Origin of the sequence: Nonomuraea terrae (genome assembly GCF_044465245.1) — a bacterium.
In the GTDB taxonomy this organism is placed as follows: domain Bacteria; phylum Actinomycetota; class Actinomycetes; order Streptosporangiales; family Streptosporangiaceae; genus Nonomuraea; species Nonomuraea terrae.
Map to the genome: position 1 here is coordinate 438,323 of NZ_JBITLL010000002.1, position 15,337 is coordinate 453,659.

Genomic DNA, 15,337 nt, shown 5'->3' on the forward strand with positions numbered 1-15,337 from the left:
CATCTTCTGTATCCCGTCGTCACCCCGGAGGCCCCCATGACCGAGGAGACCCCTCACCCGCGGATCGACACGTCCGTACCGCACTCCGCCCGCGTCTACGACTACTGGCTGGGCGGGAAGGACAACTTCGCCGCCGACCGGGCGGTCGCGGAGGCCACGGCGAAGGCCTCGCCCGGAGTGGTGCAGGGCGCGCGCGACAACCGCGCCTTCCTCGGCCGCGCCGTGCGCCACATCGCCGCCCAGGGTGTCACCCAGTTCCTGGACATCGGGACGGGCATCCCGACCCAGGGCAACACGCACGAGGTGGCCCAGGCGGCCGACCCGGCCGCGCGGATCGTCTACCTCGACAACGACCCGATCGTGATGATCCACGCCCGGGCGCTGCTCAAGGGCACCCCGGAGGGGCGGACGGCGTACATCGAGGCCGACCTGCGCGAGCCCGACGCCATCCTGAAGCACCCCGAGCTGCTGGAGACCATCGACCTCAGCAAGCCCGTCGGGCTGGTCATCGTGGGCACGCTGATGTTCATCAAGGACCACGAGGACCCGTTCGGCCTGGTGGCGCGTTACAGCGAGGCGCTGGCGCCCGGCAGCTACCTGGCGATCTCGCACGTCACCGCCGACTTCGCCCCGAAGCTGGTGGGGGCGAGCGCCGAGGCGTACAACAGCGAGGCCCTGGCCTTCACGCCGCGCAGCGGTGAGCAGATCCTGCGTTTCTTCGAGGGGTACGAGCTGGAGGAGCCCGGCCTGGTCCCGGTCTTCGACTGGCGCCCCGACGGCCCGGTCGACCGCGCCCCGCAGGACGCGGGCGCGTACGGCGTGGTGGGCCGCAAGCTCTGACCTGCACGGGAGCCTCTCCCTCGCCCGCATGACATGCCCCCGTCGGGGAATTCACGCTGTCATGCGGTGCGGTGGTCGTCATGGGCGAGTCCTCGCGGTATCCGCGACCAGGAGGTTTCCCTGATCGACGTACCCGACACCGAACTGGCGGACGAGGCCACCCGGCTGGTACGCGAGTCCATCGCCCGGGGCTTCCCGCGCGAGCACGACGTGCCGGAGGACAGCATCCGCCGGGTCTGGACGGCGTTCGGCAACGTCGAGGCCGACGTGCTGGAGCGGTACGTGCCGGGCTTCGAACGCGGCGATTTCGTGGACACCATCCTCGAGTCGCCCTGGCCGGAGCAGCCGGTTCCGCGCGTTGTACGGTGGTTCGGCCCGTGGCCGGACGTCCCGGGCGTACACGCGAACGGGAAGGCTCATGGACGAACAGCAGATCCTCCAGCGCATCCACGCCCTCGTCGACGAGGAGCACGAGCTGCGCTCGCAGAGCGCGTCGGCCGGGCCGGAGCAGCACACCCGGCTCACCCACCTGGAGGAGACCCTCGACCAGTGCTGGGACCTGCTGCGCCGGCGCCGCGGCCGGCGCGACGCCGGTATGGACCCCGACGACGCCGAGGCCGCGCCGGTCTCGCAGGTCGAGAACTACCTGCAGTGACAGCGGAGGAGTGAACATGCTGCGTACGTGGCTGACCGAGCGCTTCGGGGTGGACGTGCCGCTGGTCGGGGCACCGATGGCCGGGGTGAGCGACGGGCGGCTGGCCGCGGCGGTGTCGGCGGCGGGCGGGCTCGGCATGTTCGGTGTGCCCCCCACCGCGTCCGCCGGGTGGATCAGCGACCAGGCCGCCGTGGCGGGCGCGAGCGGGCGGCCGTACGGGATCGGGCTGATGGCCTGGGCCCTCACGGACGCCCAGCTGGGCGCGGTGATCGAGGCGCGCCCGGCGCTGGTGTCGGTCAGCTACGGCGACTACGCGCGCCACCTGGGGCCGCTGCGGGAGGCCGGGATCGTGGTGGCCACCCAGGCCGGCACCACGGAGGAGGCCAGGGACGCGGCGGGGGCCGGTGCGGACGTCGTCGTGGCCCGCGGCGGCGAGGGCGGCGGGCACGGACGCGGCGAGGTGGCCACACTGCCGCTGCTGCAGGGCGTGCTGGACGCGGTGGACGTGCCGGTGCTGGCCGCGGGCGGCATCGCGACGGCGCGCGGGCTGGCCGCCGTGCTGGCGGCGGGCGCCGAGGGCGCCTGGGTGGGCACGGCGTTCCTCGGCTGCGCCGAGACGACGCTCCCCGAGGCGGCCCGGCGGCGGGTGCTGGCTGCCGGGGAGACCGGCACGGCGTACGGGCGGGTCTTCGACGTCGCGCAGCGGCTCGCCTGGCCCCCGGAGTACGGCGGGCGCGCTCTGCGCAACGCGTTCTTCGAGCGGTGGGAGGGCCGGGAGGCGGATCTGGCCGCGGACGACACAGCGTCCGCCGAGCTGGCCGCCGCCCGCCAGGCGGGGGACTACGACACCGCCTACGTCTACGCCGGGGAGGCGGTCGGCCTGGTGGAGCGTGAGCGGACCGCGGCCGACGTGGTGGCCGCCTTCGCCGCCGCCGAACGTCTGCTGCGCCGCTTCACGACCCCCTGACGTCACCAGCGGCCGGCGCGCGCAGGACGCCGCCCCCCGCCATCAGCCGCCGATACGTCTTCTCCCGCCGGCCGTGGGGGTCGCCCAATGGGTAGGAGTGCGGGCAGACGCGTACTCGGGGGGTGGGCGAACGTGGGGATCGAGGGTGAGCGGGTCCTGGGCGGTCTGCTGCAGGCCATGCATCTGTGCGCGATGGAGGACCTGCCGCGCGAGATCGCCTCGCACGCGCGCCGGGTCGGCTTCTCCCAGATCGTGATCTACACGACCGACCTGCAGCAGCAGCTCCTCGTGCCGCTGCCGGGCCAGAGCGGTTCCGACGGCGCGGTGCCGCGTACGGTGCGGATCGATGGCACCCTGCCGGGGCGCGCCTTCCGCCTGGTGGAGATCGTCCGCACGCGTCCCGTCGCGGGCCCGGCGACCTCAGAACCCGCCGCGGACCCGGCGACCTCAGAACCCGCCGCGGACCCGGCGACCTCAGAACCCGCCGCGGGCCCGGGGACGGCGGAGCAGGAGGAGGCGCCGGGAGGTGAGGGGGCGCGGCGGTTGTGGGTGCCGATGCTGGACGGCACCGAGCGCGTCGGCGTGCTGGGCGTCACGGTGCCGCACGACGACGAGCTCGCCGAGTCGCGGGTGAAGAACCTGGCGGCCCTCGCCGCGGTCCTGCTGATCAGCAAGCGCCCGCACAGCGACTCCTACGCCCGTCTCGTCCGGACCCGCCCGCTGACGCTGTCGGCCGAGGTGCTGTGGAACCTGCTGCCGCCGGGCACGTTCGCCACGGAGGACGTGGTGGTCAGCGCCGCGCTGGAGCCCGCGTACGACGTGGGCGGCGACGCCTACGACTTCGGGCTGGACGGCCGGATCCTGCGCCTGGCGGTCTTCGACGCGATGGGGCACGACACCTCGGCCGGACTGACCGCCACCCTGGCCATCGGCGCGTTCAGGAACAGCCGCCGGCTGGGCGCGGGCCTGCCGGAGACCGCCTCGGCGGTCGACGCGGCGATCAGTGAGCAGTTCACCGGCCGCTTCGCCACCGGCATCCTGGCCGAGCTGGACCTCGGGACGGGCGTGCTGAGCTGGGTGAACCGGGGCCATCACCCGCCCCTGGTGATCCGCGAGGGCCGCCTGGTGGCGACGCTGGAGGGTGTGCCCGACCCGCCGATGGGGCTGGGCCTGGACGCCTCGACGGGGCTGCTGTCCTACCAGCTCCAGCCCCGCGACCGCCTGCTGTTCTACAGCGACGGCATCATCGAGGCGCAGAGCCCCGGCGGCGAGCTGTTCGGCCTGGAGCGGTTCATCGACTTCGTGGTGCGGCGGGAGGCGGACGGGATGGCGGCGCCGGAGACGCTGCGGCGGCTGATCCAGGCCATCCTGGAGCACCAGCGCGGCCGGCTCCAGGACGACGCGACCGTGCTGACCGTGGAGTGGCGCGACACCCAGCGGGCGCGCGGCCTCACCCTGTGAGAGGCGGACGTTCGCCGGATCACCGCTGGGGTAGGGGGCAGGCCCTTCCGGGAGAGGAGAGGCGTGCCGCTCGAACAACTCGTCCATACCGTGTCCGGCACGGCGATCATGAGCCGGCGCCGCCGCGGGCCGGGCCCGGCGGTCGTGTGCGTGCACGGCGCCGGGGTGTCCGGGCGGGAGATGCTGCCGTTCGTCCAGGAGCTGGGCGCGACGCACGACGCGTGGGCCGTGGACCTGCCCGGATTCGGCCGCAGTGAGAAGCCCTCCGCGCCGCCCACGCTGGCGGGGCTGTCCGACGCGGTGGCCGCCTGGCTGGCGGAGTCGGGGCTGGAGCGGGCGTGCCTGCTCGGCGGGTCGTTCGGCTGCCAGGTGGCCGTGGACGTCGCCGTGCGCCATCCGGACCGGGTGGCCGCGCTGGTGCTGGTCGGCCCGACGGTGGATCCGCTCGGCCGCTCCCCCGTCCGGCTGGTCGCGCAGTGGCTGCGCAACTCGGTGCACGAGAGCCCGCGCATGGCGCCGCTGAACGTCGCCGACTACCTCGACGCCGGGCCGCGCCGCGTGCTGGCCAGCTTCGGCGTCTCCATGCGCGACCGGGTGGAGGACAAGCTGCCGTACGTGGCCGTGCCGGCTCTCGTCGTGCGCGGCGGCCGGGACGGCATGGTGCCCCAGGCGTGGGCGGAAGAGGTGACGCGGCTGTTGCCGCGGGGGCGGCTCGTGGTCATGGAGGGGTTGCCGCACATGGTGCCGTACCGGGACCCGCGAGGGCTCGCCCGTGAGGTCACCGCGTTCCTTGAGGAGGTGGCCGCGTGAGGCCGGGCAAGGCGGTGGCGTCGTTCGACTCGGCGACCGGGATGTTGCGTGCCCTGGCGCGGTTCCTGCACGACAAGGACGTGCCGCTGATCGGCCAGGGCCCGGCGGCCATGGAGCCGGCGATGTCCGCGCTGCTCGGCGCGGCGAGCCGGCTGCCGCGTGCGCTGCAGGAGAAGGCGTACGCGGTCAGCGGCTGGGCGGAGGCGGTGCCGCTGCGGCGGGTGCCGGAGATCCGGTCGGAGGAGCTGGCCCGGTGGGTGACCGGGCACTACCCGCGGCGCCGGTATCCGGTGGCGTTCGTCGGTTCGTCCAACGGGGCGCTGGTGCACCTGGCGGCGGCGGTGTCGGCGCCGTGGCTGCCGCAGACGCTGCTGCTGCCGGTACGGCGGCACGGCGTGCACCCCGACGACCCGCGCGGCGACCTGGACACGACCCGGCAGGCGGGGCGGGCGCTCCTCGACGCCAACCCCGACCTGGTGCTGCACCACATGCACGACGCCAACCAGGACCGCCTGATGATCGCGGGCATGACGTACTTCCGGGTGAAGTGGCGGCGGCTGCCGCAGGCGTACGCGCGGTTCCTGGAGGAGTCGCTCGAACCGGGCGCGACGCTGGTCGTGGTGGAGTGCGGGCTGCGCTGGCCGAGCACGCGGGTGGGGCCGCGGCACGTGTTCCAGCACGGCGCGCTGGGCGGCGCGACGCCCGAGGAGTACGCGCACGGCGGCCCCCGCGTCGCCGACTACCTGCGCCGCTACGGCTCGCCGAGGCGCGCGTGGGACTACCCGCCGGCCGACGGCGAGCGGCCGGAGGCGGAGTGGGGGTTCGAGCCCGAGCTGCTCGGCGACCTGGAGAAGCTGGCCGAACGCCATGGCTGGCGTCTCGCCCGGCTGCGCTTCGGTGAGCCGGAGGACCTGAGCCCGGCCGTCGCCGATCTCCACCGGTCCTGGCACGAACGCCGCGGCCTGCCCGCCGACCGGCTGCTCGTGGAGTGCTTCCTGCTGCTGGAGCCGTGGTGGGCGCTGCGCAGCGGCTCGGCGCCGTTCTGGACGGTGTTCAACACCGAGGCCTCGCACGCCCGGCTGCGCTCCTACCTCGACGCCGCCGACCCGTACGACGAGATCCGGCTCACCCTGTTCTCGCACGGAGTGGACTCGGTGGGGCTGGCGCCGATCGACGCGTGGCGGGAGCTGCTGGCCAGGGCGCGCAAGGTCGGCGTGTTCACCGGCGTGGACACCCGCGCCTACCCGCGCGACTTCGCCGTGCTGGCCCGCGCCCACCGGGAGCTGGCGCGGATCAGGACGACGTACCCGATGCCGCTGCCGCTGGAGTGGGCGCGGGCCGAGGAGTTCCTCGGCAAGCGCGAGGAGCTGGAGCTGCGCACCCGCTGACCGTCAGGGCAGCCGGTGCAGGCCCTCGTGCCGTACGGTCCAGGAGGCCGGGAAGCCGGGCGCGGGCGGCCCGCCGTCCCAGCCCCTGGCCATGAGGGCGACCGCGGCGAGCAGGCCGCCGTTGCCCGGCAGGTAGACGGGCAGGCCGGGGCTCTGCCGGTTGTGCCCGTTCGGCAGGTACGTGTTCTTGGCGACGGGCATGAGCAGCGCGTCGACGGCCAGGTCCGGCTCGCCGAGGCGGGCGGCGGTCATGGCGATGGCCGGGTAGTCCCAGCCCCAGGTGGACTCCCAGTTCCAGTCGCCGAGCACGTCGCGCAGGGTGGCGCGCATGACGCCCGGGTCGACGATCCGGGTCGGGGGGACGAAGCCGAGCGCGTACAGCATGGACGGGTGGTCGTCGCGGACGGTGTAGGGCGGCGCGTCCATGGCCGCGTACACGCCGTCGCGGACCAGCGGGGCGGCCATCCCGGCGGCCACCTCTGCCCAGGACGGCTCGGGGGCCAGGCCCAGCAGCCGCCGCCAGCGCTGTGCCGTCTCCAGCGCCCACGCCCAGTACGCCAGCTCGAACGCCGGGTCGGCGGCGTCCGCGCGCACGTCGGCGTACGACTCCTGGGCGGGGACCAGCGGCGGGCCCAGGCCGTACCCGCCGGGGCCCTTGACGGCGAAGGCGGCCATGAAGGCGGCCGTCTCCAGGACGAGGTCGCCGTACAGGGCGACGGCGCGGCGGGTGCCGATCGCGCGGCGCACCAGCTCGGCCAGGTAGATCGGGTGCGGCTGCTGCCACACCAGGAACGGGCCGATCGGGCTGGGGCTCTCGCGGCCGTCGGGGCCGACCTGCTTGGGCCAGCGCGCCCCGGGGCAGCCCTGCGCCGTGGCGGTCCCGCGGGCGCGGGGCAGGATGGCGGCGTACCAGCCGAGGCTGCGTTCGAGCAGCTCGGGGCGGCCCCACAGCGGGAAGTGGGCCGCGTGCCACCAGTGCATCTCCAGGTGGAAGCGGCCCCGCCAGCTGTTGGCCATCAGGCCGGTCTCGGCCGGCGGGGTGGAGCCCGCGCAGTGGATCGCGGTGAGGTACTGCGACAGGACGACGCGGCGTTCCAGCTCGGGGGCGCGTTCGTCGTGGCTGCCGGACAGGTCCACCGCGCCGCCGGTGCTCCAGAACCGCTCCCAGTGCCGCTCGGATGCCGCCACGACCTCGCCGAACGACGTCTTGCCGCCGGCGGGACCGGACGGGTGGAAGGCGACGACCAGCTCGGCCGCCGTCCCGTCGAAGGTGATCAGGTACTCGTGCGGCCCGGCCTGCGCGACCCGGCCGCCGGTCAGGGTCACCGCCACCTCGTAGGCGGTGCCGTCGAGCCGCCGCGCCACCGTGAAGCCGTCCGCCGACGGCCGCAGGACCGAGGAGTGCGCCTGCGGCCGCGACCAGTCGGCGGCGTTGCCCCACGCCTGCGACCCGTACGGGAAGGCCAGCCGCACCGCCACCCCGTCCAGCCGGGGCGACTCGATCCGGAAGGCGAGCACGTCCCGCTCGGGGTGGCAGGCGGTGACGACCTGGAACGGCGTGCCGCGCAGCCGGTAGGCGCCGGTCAGCACGCCGGTCCACAGGTCGAGCCGCTGCCGCGCGCCGCTCACGTCCTCCGGTTCGAGCGCCCGGCCGCCGGCCGCGACGAGCCCGATCCTGGCCAGGTCGAGCCGGTGCGGGTTGGCGCGGAGCCACGCCTGCGCCGGTGACGGGCGGGTGATGTCCGCCATGTCGACGTACGGGACCGGCCCGCGCGGCGTCCGGTACGTCCGCGTCGTCGCGGCCAGGTCGTAGGGGCCGGGGACGCTGTGCCACCCCCACGAGGCCATGGTGGCCAGCAGCGTCCCCGGCCCCTCGGGGTCGTCGACCGGGTGGAGGCCGGGGAAGGTCTGCAGCCCGGTGACGTCCGCGGTGTAGCAGAGCTCGCCGTTGCCCACGGACAGCGGCGACTCCGGCAGCACGGACGTCACCTCGACCGCGTGCCGGCCCACGAGCGCGCGGCGGTCGATCATCAGCCGATCGCCGTCCCGACCTGCTTGATGAAGTCGGCCGCGGCGGCGGCGGGCTGCTGGCGGCCGAACAGCACCTCGGCGTTGACCCGGTCGAGGATCTTCCACACGTCGGCGGAGCCGGTCGGGCCGATGACCAGCGGCGGGCCGGCCTTCGGCGTCAGCGTGTCGATGAACGCGGTCTCGATCTGCTGCTCCTCGCTGAGCTGCGGCTCGATGGCGGCGCGGACGTCGGAGTTGGCCGGGATGCCCCGGTCGGTGAGGACGATCTTGCCGGCGTCGGCGGTGTTCACCAGGAAGTCGACGAGCTTGGCGGCCTCCTGCGGGTGCTCGCTCCTGGCGTTGATCGTGTAGATCTGCGAGGCCTGCAGCCACATGCCGGGCTGGGTGCCCTGGCTCTCCCCCGGCACCCGGATCAGCCGCAGCGGCGCGCCGGAGGCCTTGCGCAGCGCGGTGATCTGGTTGCTCCAGTCGAACTGCATCGCGGCCAGGCCGCGGCCCATCAGGGTCTGCTCGGGCGCCGGCTGCGTGGTGAGCTCGGAGGTCTGCGAGGCCGGCGGGGTCGCCCCGGCCTTGAGCAGGTCGAGCGTCATGGTCCACCAGTCGACGAGCGTCTTGTCGGTGATGCCGACCTTGCCGTCGGCGGTGTAGAGGGATTCGCCGCGCTGGCGGGAGTAGATGTCCAGCATGTCGGTACGGGTCGGGTCCGTCAGCGCGAACGACCCGTCGGGCAGCTTGCCGGCCAGGTCCTTGGCGATGCGGCTGAAGTCCTCCCAGCTCCAGGTGTCCTCGTCGGGCAGTTCCACGCCGGCCTTGTCGAACAGGTCCGGGTTGACGACCAGGGCGATGGCGTTCACGCCGGTCGGGACGCCGTACTGGACGTTGCTGAACTTGCCGTTGCCGAGGGCGGCGGCGCCGATCTTGTCGGTCTTGAGCACGCCGCCGACCGTGGCCAGGTCGAGCAGGGCGCCGCGGTCGCCGTACTCGCGGGGGTAGGCGCCGCCGAGCGTGATGACGTCGGGCGCGCGTCCGCCCGCGACCTCGGTGGCCAGGCGGTCGAAGTAGGAGTTGAAGTCGGTGTAGGTGCCCTTGACCGTGATGCCGGGGTTCTTGGCCTCGAAGGCGTCGATGACCTTCTGCGTGGCCTCGGCCCGGTCGTTGTTGCCCCACCAGCTGAAGCGCAGCTCGACGGCGCCGGACTCGCTCTCGCCGCCGGACGAGCCGCCGCAGGCCGAGGCCGCCAGCATGACACCGGCCAGGCAGAGCGCCGCCAGCCCTCTGGTTCGCTTTGACATGGTCGCTCTCCTTGCTTGAAACGTTTTCATCACAGATCACCGGAAGCCGGTGGTGGCGATGCCCTGCGTCAGATAGCGCTGCCCGGCCAGGAAGAACCCGAAGATCGGGGCGAGGCCCACGATGGACATGGCGAACAGCTGCCCCCAGGCCGTCTCGCCCTGGCCGTCCATGAACGAGCGCAGCGCGACCGGCATCGTCCACAGCTCGGGGTCGGTCAGGAAGATGAGCTGGCTGAAGAAGTCGTTCCAGGTCCAGATGAACGTGAACACCGCCGAGGTGGCGAGGGCCGGGATCGACAGCGGCATGACGATCCGCCAGTAGATCCTGATGTGACCGCAGCCGTCGATCCGCGCCGCCTCGTCCAGCTCCTTGGGCAGCCCGCGGATGAACTGCACCATGAGGAAGACGAAGAACGCGTCGTGCGCCAGGAACTTCGGCACGACCAGCGGCAGGTTCGTGTTGATCCAGTCCAGCTGGGCGAACAGCACGTACTGGGGGACGATCAGCACGTGGATGGGGAGCATCAGCGTCGCCAGCATCATGGCGAAGAAGATCTTCCTGCCCCGGAACTCCAGCCGGGCGAACGCGTACGCCGCCAGGGAGCACGAGACCAGGTTGCCCAGCACGGCCAGGATCGCGATCACGGCCGAGTTGATCAGATAGTGGTGGAACGGGTACTCCAGCGCCGTCCAGCCGTCCACGTAGTTGCCGAGGTCCAGCTCGGTGGGCCAGATGGAGGGGTCGCGGAAAATGGTCTCGGTGGGCTTGGCCGAGCTCGACACCATCCACAGCAGCGGGTAGAGCATCACCACGCCGCAGATGATCAGCAGTGCGTGCTTCGACAGCCGCCGCGACCGGCCGCCCCTGATCTCAGTTGCCATAGAACACCCACCGCTTGGCGAAGAGGAAGTTGAGACCGGTCAGCGCGGCGATGAGTGCGAGCAGGATCCACGCCATCGCGGAGGCGTAGCCCATGTCGAAGGAGCCGAAACCGCGCTCGTACAGGTACAGCGTGTAGAGCAGGGTGGCGTCGGAGGGGCCGCCGCGGCCGCCGCTGATGACGAACGCCTGCGTGAAGCTCTGGAACGCGCCGATCATCTGCAGCACGACGTTGAAGAAGATGATCGGCGTCAGCATCGGCAGCGTGATGTGGAAGAACCGGTTCACGGTGCCGGCGCCGTCCACCTGCGCGGCCTCGTAGTACGAGACGGGGATCTGCCGCAGCCCGGCCAGGAAGATCACCATCGGGGCGCCGAACGTCCAGGCGTTGAGCAGCACGAGCGTGCCGAGCGCGAAGTCAGGGTGGGCGACCCAGCTCACCCCCTCGACGCCGAAGAAGGCGAGCAGCTGGTTGACCAGGCCCTCCTGGCCGAAGATCTGCCGCCACAGGATGGCGATGGAGACGCTGCCGGCCAGCAGCGACGGCAGGTAGTAGACCGACCGGTAGAAGGCCAGCCCGCGTACGCCGCGGTTGAGCAGCAGCGCCAGGCCCAGGGCCAGGATCAGCTGGATGGGCACCGACACGAACACGTAGAGGAAGGTGACCAGCAGCGACTTGTGCAGCCGCGGGTCCTCCAGCATCTCGCGGTAGTTGTCCAGGCCGAGCCATTCGGGCGGCTTGAGCAGGGTGTACTCGGTGAACGACAGGTAGAGGGAGCCGAGGATCGGCCCGATGGTGAACGCCGCCATGCCGATGAACCACGGCGTGAGGAACAGGTAGCCGATGCGGTCCTGCGGCGGCCCGCCGGGACGCAGGAAACGCCGGCGGCGGGGTGGGTCTTCGGTCGGAGACGCGGGTCGAGGGGGAGGCGGGGCGACGGTCGTGCCCGCCTGATCCAAACGTTTGCTCATCTATCACCCTTCGCAGTCGCGCTGAGCCGCACGCGACCGGGAAAACAGGGGCACAAGCCGTGATTGGGCTTATGAGTAACCAGTTTCTAACATCGGGCACTTCTGGTGTCAACGCACTGTTAGCCGACTGACTACCAGGAAAAACGTGAATCCCCACGTCTTGCGCTAATCTCCGACAAACGGTTGTAATGCGTACTGAGAAACCGGTATCTCAGATGGTGCCGCCCGAGGATGCCCCCCGCGGCGGTCCGCCGAGGCGACGCATGCTGGGATGAGTCCCTGAGCGTGCAGGGAGAGAATGCATGAGGGCGAGCACCGGAAACGGTGACCAGGAGCAGGACCGGGACGGCGGTGGAGGGCCGCGCGCCGGGCGGCGCGGGCCGCGGCCGGCGGGAGCGGCGACGATCAGCCGCGTCGCCGAGGCGGCCGGCGTCTCTCGGGCGACCGTCTCCCGGGTCATGAACGGCTCGCCGACCGTCAGCCCCGAGCTGGCCGCCCGCGTGCGCGCCGCCGCCGAGGCGCTCGACTACGCGCCCAGCCCGGCCGCGCGGCGGCTCGCGCTCGGCCGCACCGGCACCATCGCGCTCGTCGTGCCCGACCTCGGCAACCCGCTCTTCCAGGGCGTGCTGCGCGGGCTCAGCCAGGCCGCCGGCAAGGCGGGCCGCCAGCTGCTGGTGGCCGAGTCCGACGAGGACCCGGAGGAGGAGGTGATCCTCGCGCTGGAGGCGCGGCGCAGCTCCGACGGACTCGTCCTGGCCTCGCCGCGGGCGCCGGCCGAGCGGCTGTGCTCGATCGGTGCGCGGCTGGCGCCGTTCGTGCTGGTCTACCGCGAGGTGCCCGGCCTGGGCGCGCCGTCGCTGTCGATCGACAACGCGGCAGGCGTCCGCGACCTCGTGGCCCATCTGACCGGTCTCGGGCACCGGCGCCTGGCCTACCTGGCGGGGCCTCCGGGCAGCGCGGGCAACGCGGAACGGCTCGCCGCGCTGCGCGCCGCCGCCCCCGGCCTGGAGCTGACCGTGCTGCCGTGCGGCTCCATGTTCGACGACGGCCACGCCGCCGCCCCCGCGGTCGTGGGCTGCGGGGCGAGCGCGGTGGTCGGGTTCAACGACATGGTCGCCTCCGGAGCGCTGACCGGCCTGCGCGAGCTGGGCGTCGGCGTGCCGGAGGACGTGTCGATCACCGGCTTCGACGACATCCCGTTCGCCCGTTACACCACGCCGCCGCTCACCACCGTGTCGATCCCGAAGAGCGAGCTGGGCCGGCAGGCGTGGGAGCGCCTGTGGGCGCTGATGAACGGTGAGAGCGGCGGCTACAACGTGCGCTACCAGCCCCGGCTGCTCGTCCGCGGCAGCACCGGGCCGGCGCCATCCCGATGAGGAGAACACCTATGGAGTGGATCAGCGTCAGCGGCGACCGGCTGGCCGGGGAGTCGGGGCGGACAGTCGTCCTGGCGGGCGTCGGCCTCGGCGGGTGGATGAACATGGAGAACTTCATCACCGGCTATCCCGCCACCGAGTCGCTGCAGCGGGCCGCCCTGCGCAGGGTGCTCGGCCAGGACGGCTACGAGCGGTTCTTCCGCCGGTTCCTCACCGACTTCTTCGACGCCGACGACGCCCGCCACCTGGCCTCGCTGGGGCTCAACTCGGTGCGGGTGCCGTTCAACTACCGCCACTTCGAGGACGACGACCGGCCGTTCGTGCTGAAGGAGGAGGGGTTCGCCTGGCTGGACCGGGTGATCGGGCTGTGCGCCGACGCCGGGCTGTACACGATCCTCGACCTGCACGCCGTGCCGGGCCGGCAGAACCAGCACTGGCACAGCGACAACCCGACCCACTGGGCGGAGTTCTGGAACCAGCGGCACTACCAGGACCGCGTCGTGCACCTGTGGGAGGCGATCGCCGACCGCTACAGGGACCGGCCCGAGGTGGCCGGCTACAACCCGGTCAACGAGCCCGCCGACTCCTCCGGCGCGGTCATCGGGCCGTTCTACGAGCGGCTGGAGCAGGCCATCCGCGCCGTGGACGACCGGCACGTGCTGTTCCTCGACGGCAACCGCTACTCGACCGACTTCTCGATCTTCGGTGACCCGTTCCCCAACACGGTCTACACCGCGCACGACTACGCGCTGCCCGGCATCGCCGCGGGCAGCTCCTACCCGGGGGTCACCCGGGGCGAGCATTTCGACCGCTCGGTGGTGGAGCAGACGTTCCTGCGCCGTACGGAGTTCATGCGGCGCACCGGGACGCCCGTCTGGATCGGCGAGTTCGGGCCCGTCTACGACGGCGACCCCGAGCGTGACCGGTCACGGTTGCGGCTGCTGCGCGACCAGCTGGAGATCTACCGGGAGCACGGCGCGAGCTGGTCGCTGTGGACCTACAAGGACATCGGGCTGCAGGGCCTGGTGTACGCCCGCCCCGACAGCGCGTACGTGCGCCGCATCGCGCCCGTGCTGGAGAAGAAGAAGCGGCTCGGCGCCGACTCCTGGGGCGGCTCCGACGAGCACGTCCGTCACCTCCTGGAGCCGATCGAGGAGTTGTTCGACAAGGAGTTCCCGCACTTCGACCCGTTCCCGTGGGGCCGCAAGCCCTGGATCCAGACGCTGGTGCGCAACATCATGTTCGCCGAGCCGCTGGTCGGCGACTTCGCCCGCTGCTTCGAGGGTGTCACCCCCGACGAGGCGGAGGAACTGGCCGGCTGCTTCGCGTTCGCCGCGTGCGAGCGGCGCGGGCCGCTGAACGACGTACTGCGCGAGCATATGAGCGGAGACTGAGCGTATGGAGTCCGTCTTCACCTATGGCTCGCCCGCGCTGAAGTTCGGGCCGGGCGCCTCCGCCGAGATCGGCCACGACCTGTCCGAGTACGGCGTCCGCCGCGCGCTCGTCGTCACCGACCCCGGGGTGGCCGCGACCGGCCACCCGGCGCGCGTCGCCGAGCGGATCGCCGCGTACGGCATCGAGACCGCCGTGTTCGACGGCGTGCACGTCGAGCCGACCGACGAGAGCCTGCGGCGGGCCGCCGAGCAGGCTCGCGCGAGCGGGCCGTGGGACGCCTTCGTCGCGGTCGGCGGCGGGTCCAGCATCGACACGGCCAAGGCCGCGAACCTGCTGACGACCAACCCCGGCGACCTGATGGACTACGTCAACGTCCCCGTCGGCGGCGGCCGGGCTCCGGAGCATCCGCTGAAACCGCTGGTCGCGGTGCCCACGACGACCGGCACGGGCGCGGAGAGCACCACCGTGTGCGTGATGGACGTGCCGGCGCTGAAGGTCAAGACGGGCATCAGCCACCCTCGGCTGCGGCCGACGCTCGCGGTGGTCGATCCCGACCTGACGATGAGCCAGCCGGCCGGGGTGACGGCCGCGTCCGGCATGGACATCCTCTGCCACGCGCTGGAGAGCTACACCGCGCGGCCGTACACGTCGTTCGAGCGCAAGCGGCCGGAGCAGCGGGTGCCGTACTGCGGGGCCAACCCGATCTCCGACATGTGGGCCGAGCGGGCGATGGCGCTGCTGGCCACGTCGTTCCGTGCGGCGGTGCGCGACGGCTCCGACGCGGCGGCGCGGGGCGACATGGCGCTCGCGGCGACGTTCGCCGGGCTCGGGTTCGGCAACGCCGGGGTGCACCTCCCGCACGCGAACGCCTATCCGATCGCGGGCCGGGTCCGCGGCTTCCACCCGGACGGCTATCCGCCGGGCGAGCCGCTCGTGCCGCACGGCATGGCGGTGGCGCTCACCGCGCCGCAGGCGTTCCGCTTCACGTTCGAGGCGTGCCCGGAGCGGCACCTGCGGGCCGCCGAGCTGCTCGAACCCGGCGGCGAGCGGCCCCGCGACCCGGCCGGCCACCTGCCGGCCGTGCTGACCCGGCTGATGCGCGACATCGGCCTGCCGAACGGGCTCTCCGGCGTCGGCTACACCGAGGCGGACGTGCCCGCCCTGGTGGAGGGGGCGATGAAGCAGCAGCGCCTGCTGGCCACCGCGCCGCGGCCGGTCGACGAGGAGGCGGCGGCGGGCGTCCTGCGCCGTTCGCTCGAGAACTGGTGAG

Annotated in this window: 13 protein-coding genes; 9 read left to right on the plus strand and 4 right to left on the minus strand. The window is 72.8% G+C overall.

From position 1 onward, the window contains the following. The first annotated feature begins 36 nt into the window (after window positions 1–36). From ACIBP6_RS08405 to ACIBP6_RS08430, 6 genes are all read left to right on the plus strand, one after another. On the plus strand, window positions 37–840 hold the full coding sequence (locus tag ACIBP6_RS08405) for an SAM-dependent methyltransferase (RefSeq protein ID WP_397050066.1): 804 nt from the start codon (window positions 37–39) through the stop codon (window positions 838–840). 418 nt (window positions 841–1,258) lie between these two features. Then, entirely contained in the window at window positions 1,259–1,495 is a 237-nt protein-coding gene (locus tag ACIBP6_RS08410) for a DUF2630 family protein (RefSeq protein WP_397050068.1), read from the plus strand. Window positions 1,496–1,511: 16 nt separating this feature from the next. After that, entirely contained in the window at window positions 1,512–2,462 is a 951-nt protein-coding gene (locus tag ACIBP6_RS08415) for an NAD(P)H-dependent flavin oxidoreductase (protein ID WP_397050070.1), read from the plus strand. A 132-nt stretch (window positions 2,463–2,594) separates the two neighbouring features. After that, the gene (locus ACIBP6_RS08420) at window positions 2,595–3,923 is read left to right on the plus strand and encodes a PP2C family protein-serine/threonine phosphatase (RefSeq protein WP_397050072.1); all 1,329 of its coding nucleotides are present in this window, start codon (window positions 2,595–2,597) and stop codon (window positions 3,921–3,923) included. Between the two features lie 63 nt (window positions 3,924–3,986). Further along, a complete protein-coding gene (locus ACIBP6_RS08425; RefSeq protein ID WP_397050074.1) occupies window positions 3,987–4,733 on the plus strand; it encodes an alpha/beta fold hydrolase in 747 nt (248 codons plus the stop codon). Further along, window positions 4,730–6,121, plus strand: a complete 1,392-nt coding sequence (locus tag ACIBP6_RS08430) for a hypothetical protein (protein ID WP_397050076.1) — start codon at window positions 4,730–4,732, stop codon at window positions 6,119–6,121. Before ACIBP6_RS08425 ends, ACIBP6_RS08430 begins: the two co-directional genes overlap by 4 nt. Before the next feature lie 3 nt (window positions 6,122–6,124). On the opposite strand, the gene ACIBP6_RS08435 is transcribed toward ACIBP6_RS08430, so the two are convergent. The 4 genes from ACIBP6_RS08435 to ACIBP6_RS08450 are packed head-to-tail and all read right to left on the minus strand — an operon-like array spanning window position 6,125 to window position 11,296. After that, complete coding sequence (locus ACIBP6_RS08435; RefSeq protein ID WP_397050078.1) at window positions 6,125–8,152, minus strand: hypothetical protein; 2,028 nt, start codon at window positions 8,150–8,152, stop codon at window positions 6,125–6,127. Next, complete coding sequence (locus ACIBP6_RS08440; RefSeq protein ID WP_397050080.1) at window positions 8,152–9,444, minus strand: ABC transporter substrate-binding protein; 1,293 nt, start codon at window positions 9,442–9,444, stop codon at window positions 8,152–8,154. The genes ACIBP6_RS08435 and ACIBP6_RS08440 overlap by 1 nt, the downstream gene beginning before the upstream one ends. A 36-nt stretch (window positions 9,445–9,480) precedes the next feature. Continuing rightward, window positions 9,481–10,326 (minus strand): carbohydrate ABC transporter permease, encoded by an 846-nt coding sequence (locus tag ACIBP6_RS08445; RefSeq protein WP_397050082.1) that lies wholly within the window; start codon window positions 10,324–10,326, stop codon window positions 9,481–9,483. Further along, a complete protein-coding gene (locus tag ACIBP6_RS08450; protein WP_397050084.1) occupies window positions 10,316–11,296 on the minus strand; it encodes a carbohydrate ABC transporter permease in 981 nt (326 codons plus the stop codon). Before ACIBP6_RS08450 ends, ACIBP6_RS08445 begins: the two co-directional genes overlap by 11 nt. Window positions 11,297–11,598: 302 nt before the next feature. On the opposite strand from ACIBP6_RS08450, the gene ACIBP6_RS08455 reads away from it, so the two are divergent. Genes ACIBP6_RS08455 through ACIBP6_RS08465 form a run of 3 tightly spaced genes read left to right on the plus strand, consistent with a single transcriptional unit; the run spans window position 11,599 to window position 15,336 of the window. Continuing rightward, window positions 11,599–12,672 (plus strand): LacI family DNA-binding transcriptional regulator, encoded by a 1,074-nt coding sequence (locus tag ACIBP6_RS08455; protein ID WP_397050086.1) that lies wholly within the window; start codon window positions 11,599–11,601, stop codon window positions 12,670–12,672. 11 nt (window positions 12,673–12,683) lie between these two features. Continuing rightward, window positions 12,684–14,066, plus strand: a complete 1,383-nt coding sequence (locus ACIBP6_RS08460) for a glycoside hydrolase family 5 protein (RefSeq protein WP_397050088.1) — start codon at window positions 12,684–12,686, stop codon at window positions 14,064–14,066. A 4-nt stretch (window positions 14,067–14,070) separates the two neighbouring features. Then, the gene (locus ACIBP6_RS08465; RefSeq protein ID WP_397050090.1) at window positions 14,071–15,336 is read left to right on the plus strand and encodes a hydroxyacid-oxoacid transhydrogenase; all 1,266 of its coding nucleotides are present in this window, start codon (window positions 14,071–14,073) and stop codon (window positions 15,334–15,336) included. Window position 15,337: the final 1 nt, after the last annotated feature.

Excerpts from the sequence above, each read along its gene's own strand:
- ACIBP6_RS08415 (WP_397050070.1), top strand. The coding sequence starts at position 1,512 with ATGCTGCGTACGTGGCTGACCGAGCGCTTCGGGGTGGACGTGCCGCTG.
- ACIBP6_RS08410 (WP_397050068.1), top strand. The coding sequence starts at position 1,259 with ATGGACGAACAGCAGATCCTCCAGCGCATCCACGCCCTCGTCGACGAG.
- ACIBP6_RS08460 (WP_397050088.1), top strand. The coding sequence starts at position 12,684 with ATGGAGTGGATCAGCGTCAGCGGCGACCGGCTGGCCGGGGAGTCGGGG.
- ACIBP6_RS08435 (WP_397050078.1), bottom strand. The coding sequence starts at position 8,152 with ATGATCGACCGCCGCGCGCTCGTGGGCCGGCACGCGGTCGAGGTGACG.
- ACIBP6_RS08450 (WP_397050084.1), bottom strand. The coding sequence starts at position 11,296 with ATGAGCAAACGTTTGGATCAGGCGGGCACGACCGTCGCCCCGCCTCCC.
- ACIBP6_RS08465 (WP_397050090.1), top strand. The coding sequence starts at position 14,071 with ATGGAGTCCGTCTTCACCTATGGCTCGCCCGCGCTGAAGTTCGGGCCG.
- ACIBP6_RS08455 (WP_397050086.1), top strand. The coding sequence starts at position 11,599 with ATGAGGGCGAGCACCGGAAACGGTGACCAGGAGCAGGACCGGGACGGC.
- ACIBP6_RS08405 (WP_397050066.1), top strand. The coding sequence starts at position 37 with ATGACCGAGGAGACCCCTCACCCGCGGATCGACACGTCCGTACCGCAC.
- ACIBP6_RS08445 (WP_397050082.1), bottom strand. The coding sequence starts at position 10,326 with ATGGCAACTGAGATCAGGGGCGGCCGGTCGCGGCGGCTGTCGAAGCAC.
- ACIBP6_RS08440 (WP_397050080.1), bottom strand. The coding sequence starts at position 9,444 with ATGTCAAAGCGAACCAGAGGGCTGGCGGCGCTCTGCCTGGCCGGTGTC.